This is a genomic window from Pseudomonas soli (assembly GCF_021283165.2).
Lineage (GTDB): Bacteria > Pseudomonadota > Gammaproteobacteria > Pseudomonadales > Pseudomonadaceae > Aquipseudomonas > Aquipseudomonas soli.
On sequence record NZ_CP128543.1, the window covers coordinates 1,005,377 to 1,023,469 of the forward strand.

Annotated in this window: 16 protein-coding genes; all 16 read left to right on the forward strand. The window is 64.6% G+C overall.

The genetic code is table 11. The features are described from left to right. Window positions 1-195: 195 nt before the first annotated feature. The 16 genes from mraZ to lpxC all read left to right on the forward strand — a co-directional run bounded on the left by mraZ (window position 196) and on the right by lpxC (window position 18,002). Window positions 196-651 (forward strand): division/cell wall cluster transcriptional repressor MraZ, encoded by a 456-nt coding sequence (mraZ, locus tag LU688_RS04515; RefSeq protein ID WP_011535546.1) that lies wholly within the window; start codon window positions 196-198, stop codon window positions 649-651. Further along, entirely contained in the window at window positions 648-1,595 is a 948-nt protein-coding gene (gene rsmH, locus LU688_RS04520; RefSeq protein ID WP_371041614.1) for a 16S rRNA (cytosine(1402)-N(4))-methyltransferase RsmH, read from the forward strand. Before mraZ ends, rsmH begins: the two co-directional genes overlap by 4 nt. Further along, complete coding sequence (gene ftsL / locus LU688_RS04525; protein ID WP_023630124.1) at window positions 1,592-1,885, forward strand: cell division protein FtsL; 294 nt, start codon at window positions 1,592-1,594, stop codon at window positions 1,883-1,885. Before rsmH ends, ftsL begins: the two co-directional genes overlap by 4 nt. Next, the gene (locus LU688_RS04530; protein ID WP_172670937.1) at window positions 1,885-3,612 is read left to right on the forward strand and encodes a peptidoglycan D,D-transpeptidase FtsI family protein; all 1,728 of its coding nucleotides are present in this window, start codon (window positions 1,885-1,887) and stop codon (window positions 3,610-3,612) included. The genes ftsL and LU688_RS04530 overlap by 1 nt, the downstream gene beginning before the upstream one ends. Next, a complete protein-coding gene (murE, locus tag LU688_RS04535) occupies window positions 3,612-5,099 on the forward strand; it encodes a UDP-N-acetylmuramoyl-L-alanyl-D-glutamate--2,6-diaminopimelate ligase (RefSeq protein ID WP_094010219.1) in 1,488 nt (495 codons plus the stop codon). The genes LU688_RS04530 and murE overlap by 1 nt, the downstream gene beginning before the upstream one ends. Beyond that, complete coding sequence (locus LU688_RS04540; protein ID WP_094010218.1) at window positions 5,092-6,459, forward strand: UDP-N-acetylmuramoyl-tripeptide--D-alanyl-D-alanine ligase; 1,368 nt, start codon at window positions 5,092-5,094, stop codon at window positions 6,457-6,459. The genes murE and LU688_RS04540 overlap by 8 nt, the downstream gene beginning before the upstream one ends. Further along, entirely contained in the window at window positions 6,459-7,541 is a 1,083-nt protein-coding gene (mraY, locus tag LU688_RS04545; protein ID WP_011535540.1) for a phospho-N-acetylmuramoyl-pentapeptide-transferase, read from the forward strand. The genes LU688_RS04540 and mraY overlap by 1 nt, the downstream gene beginning before the upstream one ends. Window positions 7,542-7,547: 6 nt before the next feature. Beyond that, window positions 7,548-8,894 (forward strand): UDP-N-acetylmuramoyl-L-alanine--D-glutamate ligase, encoded by a 1,347-nt coding sequence (murD, locus tag LU688_RS04550; protein ID WP_104444478.1) that lies wholly within the window; start codon window positions 7,548-7,550, stop codon window positions 8,892-8,894. Next, the gene (ftsW, locus tag LU688_RS04555) at window positions 8,891-10,105 is read left to right on the forward strand and encodes a putative lipid II flippase FtsW (RefSeq protein ID WP_023632511.1); all 1,215 of its coding nucleotides are present in this window, start codon (window positions 8,891-8,893) and stop codon (window positions 10,103-10,105) included. The genes murD and ftsW overlap by 4 nt, the downstream gene beginning before the upstream one ends. After that, window positions 10,095-11,174, forward strand: a complete 1,080-nt coding sequence (gene murG, locus LU688_RS04560) for an undecaprenyldiphospho-muramoylpentapeptide beta-N-acetylglucosaminyltransferase (RefSeq protein ID WP_094010217.1) — start codon at window positions 10,095-10,097, stop codon at window positions 11,172-11,174. Before ftsW ends, murG begins: the two co-directional genes overlap by 11 nt. Then, a complete protein-coding gene (gene murC / locus LU688_RS04565; RefSeq protein WP_038707416.1) occupies window positions 11,167-12,615 on the forward strand; it encodes a UDP-N-acetylmuramate--L-alanine ligase in 1,449 nt (482 codons plus the stop codon). The genes murG and murC overlap by 8 nt, the downstream gene beginning before the upstream one ends. After that, the gene (locus tag LU688_RS04570; RefSeq protein ID WP_094010216.1) at window positions 12,612-13,568 is read left to right on the forward strand and encodes a D-alanine--D-alanine ligase; all 957 of its coding nucleotides are present in this window, start codon (window positions 12,612-12,614) and stop codon (window positions 13,566-13,568) included. The genes murC and LU688_RS04570 overlap by 4 nt, the downstream gene beginning before the upstream one ends. Window positions 13,569-13,573: 5 nt before the next feature. Beyond that, a complete protein-coding gene (locus tag LU688_RS04575; RefSeq protein WP_023629819.1) occupies window positions 13,574-14,443 on the forward strand; it encodes a cell division protein FtsQ/DivIB in 870 nt (289 codons plus the stop codon). A gap of 14 nt (window positions 14,444-14,457) precedes the next feature. Further along, the gene (ftsA, locus tag LU688_RS04580; RefSeq protein WP_094010215.1) at window positions 14,458-15,726 is read left to right on the forward strand and encodes a cell division protein FtsA; all 1,269 of its coding nucleotides are present in this window, start codon (window positions 14,458-14,460) and stop codon (window positions 15,724-15,726) included. 55 nt (window positions 15,727-15,781) lie between these two features. Continuing rightward, window positions 15,782-16,978 (forward strand): cell division protein FtsZ, encoded by a 1,197-nt coding sequence (gene ftsZ / locus LU688_RS04585; RefSeq protein WP_023629818.1) that lies wholly within the window; start codon window positions 15,782-15,784, stop codon window positions 16,976-16,978. A 112-nt stretch (window positions 16,979-17,090) separates the two neighbouring features. Beyond that, window positions 17,091-18,002, forward strand: coding sequence for a UDP-3-O-acyl-N-acetylglucosamine deacetylase (gene lpxC, locus LU688_RS04590; protein WP_023629817.1), 912 nt, complete (start codon window positions 17,091-17,093; stop codon window positions 18,000-18,002). Window positions 18,003-18,093 lie beyond the last annotated feature (91 nt).

The window sequence follows — 18,093 nt, forward strand, 5'->3', positions numbered from 1 at the left end:
TTCCCGTCAGTTTTTCCCGCCTGTAATCCTTCTCCCTTCCTTTGTTGCGCTAAATCGCCGTCCTGTAAGGGATTTCCTTATGAACGTGCCTTGACGGTGTGGCGGGCGGATTCCTATAGTGTGCGCAAGTGGCAGAAAGTGGGATGAAGTGGGTTTTCTGGCACAAAAAAGCTAACATTGTGGGGAATCGCAGCCGTGTTTCGCGGAGCCAACGCCGTCAGCCTCGATGCAAAGGGCCGTCTCGCCATGCCGAGCCGGTACCGTGACGAGCTCGATTCGCGTTGCAATGGTCAATTGATCGTGACCATCGACGCCGTTGACCCCTGCTTGTGTGTTTATCCCCTCGATGAGTGGGAACAGATAGAAGCTAAGTTGCGTGCCTTGCCGTCGTTGCGTGAGGAAAACCGTCGCCTGCAGCGTTTGCTGATTGGCAATGCGGTGGACCTGGAGCTCGATGGCAGTGGGCGTTTCCTGGTGCCGCCCCGTCTGCGTGAGTACGCCAAGCTGGACAAGAAGGCGATGCTGGTGGGGCAGCTGAACAAATTCCAGCTGTGGGATGAGGATGCCTGGAACGCAGTTTCGGCAGCTGACCTTGCAGCTATTCAACAACCGGGCGCCATGCCCGATGATTTGCGTGACCTGATCCTGTGACCATAGATAGCGGCTTCAACCACATCACCGTCCTCCTCGACGAAGCCGTCGAGGCATTGGCCCTGCGCGCCGACGGTTGCTATCTGGACGGCACCTTCGGGCGTGGCGGCCACAGCCGCCTGATCCTCAGCAAGCTCGGGCCGCAAGGGCGGTTGCTGGGCTTCGACAAGGATCCTCAGGCGATTGCCACCGGGCAAGCGCTGGCGGCCGAAGACGGCCGCTTTGTCATTGTGCAGCGCAGCTTTGCCGAACTCGGCGACGAAGTGCGCGCCCGCGGCCTGGACGGCAAGGTCAGCGGCATCCTGCTCGACCTGGGCGTATCCTCGCCGCAACTGGACGACCCCGAGCGCGGCTTCAGCTTCCTCAACGACGGCCCGTTGGACATGCGCATGAACCCGGGCCAGGGCATCAGCGCCGCCGAGTTCGTCGCCACCGCCCCCGTCGAAGAAATTGCCCGGGTGTTCAAGGAGTACGGCGAGGAGCGCTTCGCCGGCCGCATGGCGCGCGCCGTGGTCGAGCGCCGCGAGAAGCAGCCGTTCACCCGTACCGCCGACCTGGCGGAAGTGCTCAAGGTCGCCAACCCGGCCTGGGAAAAGGGCAAGAACCCTGCGACCCGCGCTTTCCAGGGCCTGCGCATCCATGTCAACAACGAGCTTGGCGACCTCGAGACCGGCCTTGAAGCCGCGCTCGACGCCCTTGAGGTGGGTGGCCGCCTGGCAGTGATCAGCTTCCACTCGTTGGAAGACCGTATCGTCAAACTGTTCATGCGCAAGCTGGTCAAGGGCGAGGCAGACAATTTGCCGCGCAACCTGCCGGTCCAGCACAAGGCCTTCGAGCCGAAGATCAAATTGATCGGCAAGGCGCAGTTCGCCTCCGAAACCGAACTCAAGGCCAACCCTCGGTCGCGCAGCGCCGTCATGCGGGTCGCGGAGAAGTTGCGGTGAGCAGGCTGTTTGCCAAGCCGCTGCCAGGCGGAAGCTTCCTGATGCTTCTGCTGTTCGTCGCCGTGCTGATTTCGGCGATCGCCGTTTCCTACAGCGCCCACTGGAACCGTCAGTTGCTCAACACCCTGTACGGTGAACTGAACGAGCGCGACAAGGCCCAGGCCGAGTGGGGCCGGTTGATCCTTGAGCAAAGCACCTGGACTGCCTCCAGCCGTATCGAGAGCCTGGCCTCGGAGCAGCTCAGGATGCGCGTGCCCGCCGCTGACGAAGTGCGAATGGTGGCGCCATGATGAAGCTCGAAGGCGCACTCTACCCCTGGCGCTTCCGGGTGGTGATCGGTTTGCTGGCGCTGATGGTCGGTGCCATTTGCTGGCGCATCATCGACTTGCAGGTCGTCGACCGCGACTTCCTCAAGGGCCAGGGCGATGCTCGCAGCCTGCGCCATATTCCCATCCCCGCGCACCGCGGCCTGATCACCGATCGCAACGGCGAGCCGCTGGCTGTCAGTACGCCCGTCACCACCTTGTGGGCCAACCCCAAGGAAATGCAAGCGGCCAAGGATCGCTGGCCACAGCTGGCCGCCGCGCTCGGGCAAAATCCGCAGCAATTGAGCGAACGTCTCACCCAGCAGGCCAGCAAGGAGTTCATCTACCTGGTCCGCGGCCTGACCCCGGAGCAGGGCCAGCACGTCCTCGACCTGAAGGTTCCGGGCGTCTACGGCCTCGAAGAGTTCCGCCGCTTCTATCCGGCCGGCGACGTCACCGCACACATGGTCGGCTTCACCGACCTGGATGACCATGGTCGTGAAGGCGTCGAACTCGCCTACGACGAATGGCTCGCCGGGGTGCCCGGCAAGCGGCAGGTGATCAAGGACCGGCGTGGCCGGCTGATCAAGGACATCCAGGTAACCAAGAACGCCAAGGCCGGCAAGACCTTGGCGTTGTCGATAGACCTGCGTCTGCAGTACCTGGCCACCCGCGAGCTGCGCAACGCCATTGCCGAACAGGAAGCCAAGGCCGGCAGCCTGGTGATCATGGACGTCAAGACCGGCGAGGTCCTGGCCATGGTCAACCAGCCGACCTACAACCCGAACAACCGCCGCAGCATGTTCCCGGCCGCGATGCGCAACCGGGCGATCATCGATGTGTTCGAGCCTGGCTCGACGGTCAAGCCGATTTCGATGAGCGCCGCCTTGCAGAGTGGCCGCTGGAAGGTCACCGACAAGGTCGAGGTCTATCCGGGCAGCCTGCAAATCGGCCGCTACACCATCAAGGACGTGTCGCGCAGCGAGGGCCCGATTCTCGACCTGACCGGCATCCTGATCAACTCGTCCAACGTCGGCATGAGCAAGATCGCCTTCGATATCGGTGGCGAGGCCATCTACCGGGTCATGTCCCAGGTAGGCCTGGGCCAGTACACCGGCCTCGGCTTCCCCGGCGAGCGTGTCGGCAACCTGCCCAACCACCGCGAGTGGCGCAAGGCCGAGACCGCGACCTTGTCGTATGGCTACGGCGTGTCGGTGACCGCCCTGCAGCTGGTGCATGCCTACGCCGCACTGGCCAACGACGGCAAGATGGTGCCGCTGTCGATCCTCAAGGTCGACAAGGCCCCGGAATCGGTCCAGGCGATCCCCAAGGAAACCGCCGAAACCGTGCAGGGCATGCTGCAGCAGGTAATCGAAGCGCCGCGCGGGGTATTCCGTGCCCAGGTGCCGTTCTACCACGTGGGTGGCAAGTCCGGTACGGCGCGTAAAGCCACCGTCGGTTCCAAGGGCTACACCGAGAACGCCTACCGTTCGCTGTTCGCCGGCTTCGGCCCGATGAGCGACCCGCGCTATGCCATCGTCGTGGTCATCGACGAACCGAGCAAGGGCGGCTACTTCGGCGGCCTGGTCTCGGCACCCGTATTCAGCAAAGTGATGTCGGGCACCCTGCGCCTGATGAATGTACCGCCGGACAACCTGCCGCCCTCGACGCAGCAAGCCAGCGCAGTACCCGCCAAGGGAGGGCGAGGTTGATGACGATGCCATTGAGCAAACTGTTCGCCCATGCCAGCCGCGATCCGTTGATCCGCGAGCTGACCCTGGACAGCCGCCAGGTGCGCCAGGGCGATCTGTTCCTCGCTGTGCCGGGCGCCAAGGTCGACGGCCGTGAGCATATTGCCGACGCGCTGGCCCGTGGCGCCGCCGCGGTCGCCTATGAAGAGCAGGGCACCTGCGTGTTGCCGCTTACCGACGTGCCGCTGATCCCGGTCAAAGGGCTGATCGGCCAGCTGTCGCAGATCGCCGGGCGCTTCTATGGCGAGCCCAGCCGCCAGTTGAACCTGGTGGGTGTCACCGGTACCAATGGCAAGACCAGCGTCACCCAGCTGGTGGCTCAGGCGCTCGACGCCCTTGGTCAGCGTTGCGGGCTGATCGGCACCCTGGGCACCGGCTTCTACGGTGAATTGCAGAGCGGCCGCCTGACCACGCCGGACCCGATTGCCGTGCAATCGACCTTGAACGACCTGAAAAAGAGCGGCGCCAAGGCCGTGGCCATGGAAGTGTCCTCTCACGCCCTCGAGCAAGGGCGCGTCGCCGCGCTGGAGTTCGATATCGCGGTGATGACCAACCTGTCGCGCGATCACCTGGACTATCACGGCAGCATGGAGGCCTATGAGGCCGCCAAGGCCAAGCTGTTCGCCTGGCCGAGCCTGCGTTGCCAGGTGGTCAACCTGGATGATGAGTTCGGACGCCGCCTGGCTGCCGACTTCGCCCGCCGCCCGAGTACCGATCATATCGAGACCCGGTTGCTCAGCTACAGCCTGGAGAACCCCGACGCTTCGCTGTTCTGCCGCGAGGCCACGTTCGACGATGATGGCGTACGAGCCACCCTCGTTACCGCACAGGGCGAACGCAGCCTGTGCAGCCAGCTGCTGGGGCGCTTCAACCTGAGCAACATACTGGCGGCGGTGGCTACCCTGCTGGCGCTGGACTATTCGCTGGACGAAATTCTCAAAGTCACTCCGCAGCTGCAGGGCCCGGTCGGCCGCATGCAGCGCCTGGGTGGCGGTAAAAAGCCGTTGGTGGTGGTCGACTACGCCCACACCCCGGATGCCCTGGAAAAGGTGCTCGAGGCATTGCGCCCGCACGCCCACGGCAAGCTGCTGTGCCTGTTCGGCTGTGGTGGTGATCGTGACGCCGGCAAGCGTCCGCTGATGGCGGCAGTCGCCGAGCGCCTGGCCGATCGTGTGCTGGTGACTGATGACAACCCGCGTACCGAGGATCCGCAGCGCATCTTCGATGACATTCGCCCCGGCTTTGCCCAGCCCGACAGCGTGGAGTTCGTCGCTGGCCGTGGCCTGGCCATTGCCCATCTGGTCGCCACTGCTGCTGCCGAGGATGTGATCGTCCTGGCCGGCAAGGGCCACGAGGATTACCAGGAGATCAATGGCGAGCGCCATGACTTCTCCGATCTGGTCGAAGCCGAGAAGGCCCTAGCCGCCTGGGAGGCTCCACATGCTTAAGCCCATGATGCTCAGCCAGCTGACTGCTGCTTTGAACGCACGCCTGGCAGGCGCCGACGCCAGTTTCACCGGCGTCAGCATCGACAGCCGCAGCGTCGCTGCCGGTCAACTGTTCGTCGCCCTCAGCGGGCCGCGCTTCGATGGCCATGACTACCTGGTCGATGTGAAGGCCAAGGGGGCGGTTGCCGCGCTGGTCGAGCGCGAAATCACCGATGTCGATCTGCCGCAACTGGTGGTTGCCGACTGCCGTGTAGCGCTTGGCCAGCTCGGCGCGCTGAATCGTGCTGCCTTCGACAAGCCGGTGGTGGCCATTACTGGCTCCAGCGGCAAGACCACGGTCAAGGAAATGCTCGCCGCGATCCTGCGTACCCGCGGGCCGGTGCATGCCACCCGCGGCAATCTCAACAACGACCTCGGCGCACCGCTGACCCTGCTGGAGATCGCCCCGGAGCACAGCGCCGCGGTGATCGAGCTGGGGGCCTCGCGCATCGGCGAGATCCGCTACACCGTCGGCCTGACCCGGCCACAGGTAGTCATCATCAACAACGCCGGTACCGCCCACGTCGGCGAGTTCGGCGGCCCGGAGAAGATCGTCGAGGCCAAGGGCGAGATCCTCGAAGGCCTGGGCGAGGGTGGCACGGCCATCCTCAACCTGGCCGACAAGGCGTTCGATATCTGGCGTCGGCGCGCGGGCAATCACCGCGTCGTCAGCTTTGCGCTGGACAACCCGCAGGCCGACTTCCACGCCAGCGATATCGGCCGCGACGCCCGTGGCTGCCCCTCGTTCACCCTGCATGGCCCGGACGGCAGCGTCCCGGTGCAATTGAACCTGCTCGGCATCCATAACGTCAGCAACGCCCTGGCTGCAGCAGCAGCAGCCCATGCCGTTGGTCTGAGCCTGAGCGGCATCGCCGCCGGCCTTGGCGCCGTGCAACCGGTCAAGGGCCGTACCGTTGCGCAGATTGCGCCCAGCGGCGCGCGGGTGATCGACGACAGCTACAACGCAAATCCCACCTCGATGTGTGCCGCCATTGATATACTCGCCGGCTTTTCCGGCCGCACCGTCCTGGTGCTCGGGGATATCGGCGAACTGGGGCAATGGGCCGAGGAAGGTCACCGCCAGGTGGGTGACTATGCACGTGGCAAGGTCGATGCGCTGTACGCGGTGGGCACCAACATGGCCCATGCCGTTCAGGCATTCGGTACCAATGGTCGCCATTTCGCCACTCAAGCTGAGCTGATCGAAGCCGTCAAGGCCGAGGCCGCCAGCGACACCACTATCTTGATCAAGGGCTCGCGCAGCGCTGCGATGGAAAACGTCGTGGCCGCACTGTGCGGCGCCAGCGGGGAGAAACATTAATGCTGCTGCTGTTGGCTGAGTATCTGCAACAGTTCCACAAGGGCTTCGCAGTCTTCCAGTACCTGACCCTGCGCGGGATCCTGGGTGTACTGACCGCGCTGTCCCTGGCCCTGTGGCTGGGCCCGTGGATGATCCGTACCCTGCAGATCCGCCAGATCGGTCAGGCCGTGCGTAACGACGGCCCACAATCGCACCTGTCCAAGTCCGGCACCCCGACCATGGGCGGTGCGCTGATCCTTTCCGCCATCGCCATCAGCACCCTGCTGTGGGCCGACCTGACCAACCGCTATGTGTGGGTGGTGCTGATCGTCACCCTGGCGTTCGGCGCCATCGGCTGGGTCGACGACTACCGCAAGGTCATCGAGAAGAACTCCCGCGGCCTGCCGAGCCGCTGGAAGTATTTCTGGCAGTCGGTATTCGGCCTGGCTGCGGCGATCTTCCTGTACAAGACCGCGCCGACCAGCGTCGAGACCACGCTGATCATCCCGATGCTCAAGGACCTGGCCATCCCGCTGGGCGCCGGCTTCATCGTGCTCACTTATTTCGTCATCGTCGGCTCGAGCAACGCGGTCAACCTGACCGACGGCCTCGATGGCCTGGCGATCATGCCGACGGTGATGGTTGGCGGCGCGCTGGGCATCTTCTGCTACCTGTCGGGCAACGTGAAGTTCGCCGAATACCTGCTGATCCCCTACGTGCCGGGCGCGGGCGAGCTGATCGTGTTCTGCGGCGCGCTGATCGGCGCGGGGCTGGGCTTCCTGTGGTTCAACACCTACCCGGCCCAGGTATTCATGGGCGACGTCGGCGCGCTGGCCCTGGGCGCTGCGCTGGGCACCATCGCGGTGATCGTGCGCCAGGAAGTCGTCCTGTTCATCATGGGCGGCGTGTTCGTGATGGAAACCCTGTCGGTGGTCATCCAGGTGGCTTCGTTCAAGCTCACCGGCAAGCGCGTGTTCCGCATGGCGCCGATCCACCACCACTTTGAACTCAAGGGTTGGCCCGAGCCACGGGTGATCGTCCGCTTCTGGATCATCACCGTGATTCTCGTGCTGATTGGCCTTGCCACCCTGAAACTGAGGTAAACGAGCGTGTCACTGATCGCTTCCGACCAATTCCGCATCGTTGTCGGCCTCGGCAAGAGCGGCATGTCCCTGGTTCGCTTCCTGGCGAGCCGGGGCATTGCCTTTGCGGTCGCCGACACCCGCGAGCAACCGCCGGAACTGGACACCCTGCGCCGTGAATACCCGCAGGTGGAAGTGCGCTGTGGCGAGCTGGACGTGGACTTCCTGTGCCGGGCCAGCGAGCTGTATGTCAGCCCGGGCCTGGCCCTGGCCACGCCTGCGCTGCAACAGGCCGCGGCGCGTGGCGTCAAGCTGTCCGGGGACATCGAGCTGTTCGCCCATCACGCCAAGGCGCCGATCGTGGCCATCAGCGGCTCCAACGCCAAGAGCACCGTGACCACCCTGGTCGGCGAGATGGCCGCCAAGGCAGGCAAACGTGTGGCAGTCGGCGGCAATCTCGGCACCCCGGCCCTGGACTTGCTGGCTAACGACGTCGAGCTGTACGTGCTGGAGCTGTCGAGCTTCCAGCTGGAAACCACCGACCAGCTCAACGCCGAAGTGGCCACCGTGCTGAACATCAGCGAAGACCACATGGACCGCTACAGCGGCCTGCCGGCCTATCACCTGGCCAAGCACCGGATCTTCCGCGGCGCCCGCCAGGTGGTGGTCAACCGCCAGGATGCCCTGAGCCGTCCGTTGCCGGTCGAAGGCCGTCCGTGCTGGACCTTTGGCCTCAACGCACCGGACTTCAAGGCCTTCGGCCTGCGTGAAGTGGACGGCGAGAAATACCTGGCGTTCGAGTTCCAGACCCTCATGCCAGTGCGGGAGCTGAAGATCCGTGGCGCTCACAATCACAGTAACGCCCTGGCTGCCCTGGCCCTCGGCCACGCCGTCGGCCTGCCGTTCGCGCCTATGCTCGACGCGCTGCGCGAATTCAAGGGCCTGGCCCATCGTTGTCAGTGGGTGCGCGAGCGCAACGGCGTGAACTGGTACGACGATTCCAAGGCCACCAACGTCGGTGCCGCGCTGGCGGCCATCGAAGGCCTGGGCGCCGATATCGAGGGCAAACTGGTGCTGATCGCCGGCGGCGATGGCAAGGGTGCCGATTTTGCGGCCTTGCGCACCCCGGTGGCGCAGCATTGCCGCGCCGTGGTGCTGATCGGCCGCGATGCCGCACGCCTGGCCGAAACCCTGAAGAATGCCGTGCAACTGGTGCCCGTGCAGACCCTCGATGAGGCCGTGCAGCGTTGCGCCGAGCTGGCCCACGCCGGTGACGCGGTGCTGCTGTCGCCGGCCTGCGCCAGCCTCGACATGTTCAAGAACTTTGAAGAGCGCGGGCGCCTGTTCGCCCAGGCAGCGGAGGGGCTGGCATGATCTTCGGCATCCTCAAGCCGTACCCGTCGCCGCTGATCAGCGGCCGTGGCATCGACCTCGACTTCCCGCTGCTGGCCGGTTGCCTGGCGCTGCTCGGCCTGGGCCTGGTGATGATCACCTCGGCCTCCTCCGAAGTGGCCGCGGTGCAGTCCGGCAACCCGCTGTACCACATGTTCCGCCACCTGGTGTACGTCACCCTGGGCCTGGGCGCCGGGTTGATGACCATGCTGGTGCCGATCGCCACCTGGCAGCGCATGGGCTTCATGATGCTGATCGGTGCCTTCGGCCTGTTGGTGCTGGTGCTGGTGCCCGGTATCGGCCGTGAGGTGAACGGTTCGATGCGCTGGATCGGCTTCAGCTTCTTCAACGTCCAGCCGTCGGAGATCGCCAAGGTCTTCGTGGTCATTTATCTCGCCGGCTACCTGGTGCGTCGCCAGACCGAGGTGCGCGAAAGCTGGATGGGCTTCTTCAAACCGTTCATCGTGCTGCTGCCAATGGCCGGCCTGCTGCTGATGGAGCCGGACTTCGGCGCCACGGTGGTGATGATGGGCGCTGCGGCGGCCATGCTGTTCCTCGGCGGGGTGGGGCTGTTCCGCTTCTCGCTGATGGTGGTGCTGGCGGTCATATCGGTGGTGGTACTGGTCCAGGCCCAGCCTTACCGGATGGCGCGCCTGATCACCTTCACCGACCCCTGGAGCGACCAGTTCGGCTCCGGCTACCAGCTGACCCAGGCGCTGATCGCCTTCGGCCGCGGCGAATGGTTGGGCGTGGGCCTGGGCAATAGCGTGCAGAAGCAGTTCTACCTGCCCGAGGCGCACACCGACTTCGTGTTCTCGGTACTGGCCGAAGAGCTGGGGGTGGTCGGCTCGTTGCTGACCATCGCGCTGTTCGTGTTCATCACCGTGCGTGCCCTGTACATCGGCCTGTGGGCCGAGAAGGCCAAGCAGTTCTTCGCCGCCTACATGGCCTTTGGTTTGTCATTCCTGTGGATCGGCCAGTTCCTGATCAACATCGGCGTGAATGTCGGCCTGTTGCCGACCAAGGGCCTGACTCTGCCGTTCCTCAGCTACGGGGGCAGCTCGCTGGTGATCTGTTGCGCCTGTGTCGGGCTGCTTTTACGCATCGAGTGGGAGAGCCGCACCCATCTTGGCAGCGAGGAACACGAATTCAAGGAAAGCGATTTTGCCGAGGAGACCAGTCATGGCCGCTGACGGCAAGAACGTCCTGATCATGGCCGGTGGCACTGGGGGCCACGTGTTCCCGGCCCTGGCCTGTGCCCGCGAGTTCCAGGCACGCGGCTACAGTGTGCATTGGCTGGGTACCCCGCGTGGCATCGAGAACGAACTGGTGCCCCAGGCCGGCCTGCCGCTGCACCTGATCCAGGTCAGCGGCCTGCGCGGCAAGGGCAAGCTGTCGCTGCTCAAGGCGCCGTTCACCCTGGTCAAAGCCGTGATGCAGGCGCGGCGCATCGTCCGTGAGCTCAAGCCGGTCTGCGTGGTCGGCTTCGGTGGCTATGTGACCGGCCCCGGTGGCGTAGCCGCGCGGTTGTGTGGCGTGCCACTGGTGATCCACGAGCAGAATGCTCGCGCCGGTACCACCAATCGGTTGCTGCTGCCGCTGGCCGCGCGTGTCTGCGAAGCATTCCCGGACACCTTTGCCGCCAGTGACAAGCTGCGCACTACCGGCAATCCGGTGCGCCCGGAGCTGTTCATGGACGCCCTGCGCGCGCCCCTGGCCGAGCGCCGTGCGCGCCTGTTGGTCATGGGCGGCAGCCTGGGTGCGGAACCATTGAACAAATTGTTGCCTAAGGCCCTGTCCGAGGTGCCGGCGAACCTGCGCCCCGAAGTTTTCCACCAGGCGGGCAGGAACCACGCGCCCGTCACCGCCGAGCGTTATCACGAGGCGGGGGTCGAGGCCCAGGTCGAACCGTTCATCAAGGACATGGCCCATGCCTATGGCTGGGCCGATATGGTGGTGTGCCGGGCCGGCGCCCTGACCGTCAGCGAACTCGCGGCGGCGGGCCTGCCCTCGATGCTGGTGCCCTTGCCCCATGCCATCGACGACCACCAGACTCACAACGCCCAATACCTGGCACGTGAAGGCGCCGCCTTCCTGATGCCACAAGCGACTACTGGCGCAGCGCAGCTCGCTGAACGCCTGAACGAGGTGCTGATGCAACCCGAGAAACTCAACGCCATGGCCGGCACCGCCCGCCGCCTGGCCAAACCTGCCGCAACCAGCACCGTGGTGGATATCTGCCTGGAGGTGGCCCATGGTTGAGAGCCAGAAAGCCATGCCGCATCCGAAGATGGGCCGTATCCGTCGCATCCACTTCGTCGGTATCGGCGGCGTCGGCATGTGCGGCATCGCCGAAGTGCTGCTGAACCTCGGCTATGAAGTGTCCGGCTCCGACCTCAAGGTGTCGCCGGTCACCGAGCGCCTTGAGTCGTTCGGCGCCGAGATCTTCGTCGGCCACCGCGCCGAGAACGCCGCCAATGCCGATGTGCTGGTGGTGTCCAGCGCGATCAATCCGGCCAACCCGGAAGTCGCCACCGCACTGGAGCGCCGCATCCCCGTGGTGCCGCGTGCCGAGATGCTCGCCGAGCTGATGCGCTATCGCCATGGCGTGGCGGTGGCCGGCACCCACGGCAAGACCACCACCACCAGCCTGCTGGCCTCGGTGTTCGCCGCCGGTGGCCTGGACCCGACCTTCGTCATCGGTGGTCGCCTGACCGCGGCCGGGACCAACGCGCAGTTGGGCACCAGCCGCTACCTGATCGCCGAAGCCGACGAGAGCGACGCCAGCTTCCTGCACCTGCAGCCCATGGTCGCGGTGGTCACCAACATCGACGCCGACCACATGGCCACCTACGAAGGCGACTTCAACAAGCTGAAGAAGACCTTTGTCGAGTTCCTCCACAACCTGCCGTTCTATGGCCTGGCGGTGATGTGCCTGGACGACCCGGTGGTGCGCGAGATCCTGCCGCAGGTCAAGCGCCCGACGGTTACCTACGGCTTCAGCGAAGAGGCCGACATCCGCGCCATCAATGTGCGTCAGCAGGGCATGCAGACCCACTTCACCGTGCTGCGCCGTGACTGTGAGCCGCTGGAAGTGTCGGTGAACATGCCGGGTAACCACAACGTGCTCAACGCGTTGGCGACCATCGCCATCGCCACCGACGAAGGCATCAGCGACGAGGCCATCGTCCAGGGCCTGTCGGGCTTCCAGGGCGTCGGTCGACGCTTCCAGGTCTACGGCGAGCTGCCGGTCGACGGTGGCAGCGTGATGCTGGTCGACGACTATGGCCACCACCCGACCGAGGTCGCCGCGGTGATCAAGGCCGTGCGTGGCGGCTGGCCGAGCCGCCGCCTGGTAATTGTCTACCAGCCGCACCGCTATAGCCGCACCCGCGATCTGTACGACGATTTCGTGCAGGTGCTGGGCGATGCCAACGTGCTGCTGCTGATGGAGGTCTACCCGGCCGGCGAAGAGCCGATCCCCGGCGCCGACAGCCGCCAGCTGTGCCACAGCATCCGCCAGCGCGGCAAGCTCGATCCGATCTACATCGAACGCGGCGCCGAGCTCGCGCCGCTGGTCAAGCCGCTGCTGCGCGCCGGCGACATCCTGATCTGCCAGGGTGCCGGCGATGTCGGCGGCCTGGCCCCGCAATTGATGAAAAGCCCGCTGTTCGCAGGCGCCAAGCAGGAGAAGTCGAAATGACCAGCGCCTACGACAAGTTGCACTCGACCCTGGACGTCAAGGCCTTTGGCCGCGTCGCCGTGCTGTACGGTGGCAAGAGTGCCGAGCGTGAGGTTTCCCTGAAGTCGGGCAAGGCAGTGATCGAGGCGCTGACCAGCGCTGGTGTCGACGTAGTCGCCATCGACGTCGGCGACGACCTGCTGACCCGCCTGCAGAGCGAGAAGATCGACCGCGCCTTCATCATCCTCCACGGCCGTGGCGGTGAGGACGGCAGCATGCAGGGCCTGCTCGAATGCCTGGGGATTCCCTACACCGGCAGCGGCATCCTCGCCTCGGCGCTGGCCATGGACAAGCTGCGCACCAAGCAGGTGTGGCAGAGCCTGGGTATCCCCACGCCGCGTCACGCCGTGCTGGCCAGCGAGCAGGATTGCGTGGCCGCCAGTGCGGAACTGGGCTTCCCGTTGATCGTCAAACCCGCCCATGAAGGTTCGAGCATCGGCATGGCCAAGGTGAACAGCGAGCAAGAGCTGGTCACCGCCTGGAAAGACGCCGCCAACTACGATTCGCAAGTGCTGGTCGAGCAGTGGATCCACGGTCCGGAGTTCACCATCGCCGTGCTGCGTGGCCAGGTGCTGCCGCCGATCGCGCTGGGCACCCCTCACGTGTTCTACGACTACGACGCCAAGTACATCGCCAATGACACCCAGTACCGCATCCCGTGCGGCCTGGACAGCGTCAAGGAGCAGGAGCTGATCGACCTTACCGCGCGCGCCTGCGATGCCGTTGGTATCGAGGGCTGGGGCCGTCTGGACGTGATGCAGGACGAGCAGGGCCGTTTCTGGCTGCTCGAGGTCAACACCGCACCGGGCATGACCGACCATAGCCTGGTGCCCATGGCGGCCCGTGCCGCCGGCCTGGACTTCCAGCAGCTGGTGCTGGCGATCCTGGCCGACAGCGTAGCGACGAGAGGTTAATAGCCATGCAAGGCGCGATGATACGTCAGCAGCCACCCGTCACCGGCCGTAGCAAGCCGGTGCCGCGTGGTGCCAGCCGACTGGTGGCTGACGAGCCCGTATCGGCGCGCCTGCCGCGGCCAAGCTTCGGCGGCCTCAAGCGTCTGCTGTGGCCGGTATTGCTGGTGGCCGCCGGTTTTGGCGCCTATGAGGGTGCCATTCGCCTGATGCCCTACGCCGACCGGCCGATCACCAAGATTGCCGTGCAGGGCGACCTCAGCTACATCAGTCAGCAGGCGGTGCAGCAGCGGATCGCGCCCTACGTGGCGGCGAGCTTCTTCACCGTCGACCTCGCGGCGATGCGCGTCGAGCTCGAGCAGATGCCCTGGATCGCCCACGCCGAAGTGCGCAGGGTGTGGCCGGACGAGGTGGTTATCCGCCTGGAAGAACAGTTGCCGGTGGCGCGCTGGGGCGACGAGGCCTTGCTCAACAACCAGGGGCAGGCCTTCACCCCGCGCGAGCTGGCCAACTACGAGCACCTGCCGCAGCTGTTCGGGCCGCAGCGCGCTCAGCAACAAGTCATGCAGCAGTATCAGGTATTGAGCCAGATGCTGCGCCCCATGGGCTTTTCCATCGCTCGCCTGGAGCTGCGCGAGCGAGGCAGCTGGTTCCTGACCACTGGCGCGGGTAGCGCCGGCCCAGGCATCGAGCTGCTGCTGGGGCGCGACCACCTGGTGGAGAAGATGCGCCGTTTCATTGCCATTTACGACAAATCGCTTAAAGACCAGATCACCAATATCGCCCGCATCGATCTGCGTTATTCCAACGGACTTGCCGTTGGTTGGCGGGAACCGAATGCACCGACGACGGCCCAACCCGCCGTTGCGAAGAATTAGAGAGAGGCAGGACCATGGCAAACGCGCATAGCGGCAAAATGATCGTCGGGCTGGACATCGGCACCTCCAAGGTGGTGGCGCTGGTGGGTGAAGTCGGCGAGGACGGCACCCTGGAGATAGTCGGGATCGGCACCCATCCGTCACGCGGCCTGAAGAAGGGCGTGGTGGTGAATATCGAATCGACCGTGCAGTCGATCCAGCGCGCCGTCGAAGAGGCCCAGCTGATGGCCGGCTGCCGCATCCATTCGGCGTTCGTCGGTGTTGCCGGCAACCATATCCGCAGCCTGAACTCCCACGGCATCGTCGCCATCCGCGACCGTGAAGTCAGCACCGCCGACCTCGAGCGCGTGCTCGATGCCGCCCAGGCCGTGGCCATCCCGGCCGACCAGCGGGTGCTGCACACCCTGCCGCAGGACTACGTGATCGACAACCAGGAAGGCGTGCGCGAGCCCCTGGGCATGTCGGGCGTGCGCCTGGAAGCCAAGGTCCACGTGGTTACCTGCGCGGTGAACGCGGCGCAGAACATCGAAAAATGCGTGCGTCGCTGCGGTCTGGAAATCGACGACATCATCCTCGAGCAACTGGCCTCGGCCTACTCGGTGCTGACCGACGACGAGAAAGAGCTGGGCGTGTGCCTGGTGGACATCGGTGGTGGCACCACCGACATCGCCATCTTCACCGAAGGCGCGATCCGCCACACCGCGGTAATTCCGATCGCCGGCGACCAGGTCACCAACGACATCGCCATGGCCCTGCGTACGCCTACGCAGTACGCCGAGGAAATCAAGATCCGCTACGCCTGCGCTCTGGCCAAGCTGGCCGGTGCCGGAGAGACCATCAAGGTGCCGAGCGTGGGTGATCGCCCGCCGCGCGAGCTGTCGCGCCAGGCCTTGGCCGAAGTGGTGGAGCCGCGTTACGACGAGCTGTTCACCCTGATCCAGGCTGAGCTGCGCCGCAGTGGCTACGAGGACCTGGTGCCGGCCGGCATCGTCCTCACCGGCGGTACCGCGAAGATGGAGGGTGCCGTGGAACTGGCCGAGGAAATCTTCCACATGCCGGTACGCCTGGGCGTGCCGCACAGCGTCCGCGGGCTGAGCGACGTGGTCCGCAACCCGATCTATTCCACCGGCGTGGGCCTGCTCACCTACGGCCTGCAGAAGCAGTCCGAGGACCTGTCCCTGACCGGTATCAGCAACAGCAACAGCAGCAACAACAGCTATGGCGATGAACCCAAGGGGCCAGTGCTTGAGCGACTCAAGCGTTGGGTCCAGAGCAACTTCTGAGTTTCAAAGCAGTAGTGGTAGGCGCGACAACTAGAGAACTGTAAGGAGAGGGAAAATGTTCGAGCTCGTAGACAACGTCCCGCAAAGTCCGGTCATCAAGGTGATCGGCGTCGGCGGTGGCGGCGGCAACGCCGTCAACCACATGGTCAAGAGCAGCATCGAGGGCGTGGAATTCATCTGCGCCAACACCGATGCTCAGGCGCTGAAAAATATCGGCGCGCGCACCATCCTGCAACTGGGCACCGGTGTGACCAAGGGCCTGGGTGCTGGCGCCAATCCGGAAGTCGGCCGTCAGGCCGCGCTGGAAGACCGTGAGCGCATCGCCGAAGTGCTGCAGGGCACCAACATGGTATTCATCACCACCGGCATGGGTGGTGGTACCGGTACCGGCGCGGCGCCGATCATCGCCGAAGTGGCCAAGGAAATGGGCATCCTCACCGTCGCGGTGGTGACCCGTCCGTTCCCGTTCGAAGGCCGCAAGCGCATGCAGATCGCCGATGAAGGCATCCGCATGCTGGCTGAAAGCGTCGACTCGCTGATCACCATCCCCAACGAGAAGCTGCTGACCATCCTGGGCAAGGATGCAAGCCTCTTGTCCGCCTTCGCCAAGGCTGACGACGTGCTGGCCGGCGCCGTGCGCGGCATCTCGGACATCATCAAGCGTCCGGGCATGATCAACGTCGACTTCGCCGACGTACGCACCGTGATGGGCGAGATGGGCATGGCGATGATGGGTACCGGCTGCGCCAGCGGCCCGAACCGTGCTCGCGAAGCCACCGAGGCGGCGATCCGCAACCCGTTGCTCGAAGACGTCAACCTGCAGGGCGCTCGCGGCATCCTGGTGAACATCACCGCAGGGCCTGACCTGTCGCTGGGCGAGTACTCCGACGTGGGTAGCATCATCGAGGCCTTCGCCTCCGACCACGCGATGGTCAAGGTCGGCACCGTGATCGACCCGGACATGCGCGACGAGCTGCACGTGACCGTCGTGGCCACTGGCCTGGGCGCGCGCATCGAGAAACCGGTCAAGGTGGTCGACAACACCCTGCAGACTGCTCAGCAGGCATATGAGGCCTCCAATCCTGCCCCGGCTCGCCAGGAGCAGTCGGCCGTCAACTACCGTGACCTGGAGCGCCCGACCGTGATGCGCAACCAAGCGCACGCAGGTGCTGCGGCTGCCGCTAAACTCAACCCCCAGGACGATCTGGATTACCTGGATATCCCGGCGTTCCTGCGTCGTCAGGCCGATTAATGGAATTTATCAGGGGTATAAGGGTGATTGGTGTTCAGCAAAGGCCGGGTCTGTTATCATCCCCAGCCTTTGTTGATACCTGTTCGCAATTTGCGCTGAAGCGGCCAATGCCATGATTAGACAACGCACCCTGAAGAATACCATCCGTGCCACAGGCGTCGGCCTGCACTCCGGGGAGAAGGTCTACCTGACCCTCAAGCCTGCGCCTGTCGACACCGGCATCGTCTTCCGTCGCGCCGACCTCGACCCTGTGGTCGAAATTCCGGCGCGCGCGGCCAACGTCGGCGAGACCACCATGTCGACCACGCTGGTCAACGGTGACGTCAAAGTCGATACGGTCGAGCACCTGCTCTCCGCCATGGCGGGCCTGGGCATCGATAACGCCTACGTCGAGCTCTCCGCCTCGGAAGTGCCGATCATGGATGGCAGTGCCGGACCCTTCGTATTCCTGATCCAATCGGCCGGCCTGGAAGAACAGGACGCACCGAAGAAGTTCATCCGCATCCTGCGTGAAGTGACAGTGGAAGAGGGTGACAAGCGCGCCACTTTCCTGCCCTTCGACGGGTTCAAGGTGAGCTTCGAGATCGATTTCGATCACCCGGTCCTCAAGGGCCAGACCCAGAGCGCTGTTGTCGACTTCTCGAGCACCTCGTTCGTGAAGGAAGTCAGCCGTGCCCGTACCTTCGGTTTCATGCGTGACATCGAGTACCTGCGCAAGCACAACCTTGCGCTGGGTGGTAGTGTCGAGAACGCCATCGTCGTCGACGAGACGGGTGTGCTAAACGAAGACGGCCTTCGTTCCGATGACGAATTCGTCAAGCACAAGATCCTCGACGCCATCGGCGATCTGTACCTGCTGGGCAACAGCCTGATCGGCGAGTTCAAGGGATACAAGTCCGGGCACGCGCTGAACAACCAGCTGCTGCGCAAGCTGATCGCGGAAACCGATGCTTGGGAAGTGGTGACTTTCGAAGATGCCAGCACGGCACCGATCTCGTACATGCGCCCTGTTGCGGCTGTGTAAGTTCGAACACTCTCTCTAGTGATTAAGGCCACCCTCGGGTGGCCTTTTTTATACGCGATGATCCAGGTTGCATCTTATTTGGAGTCGGGTT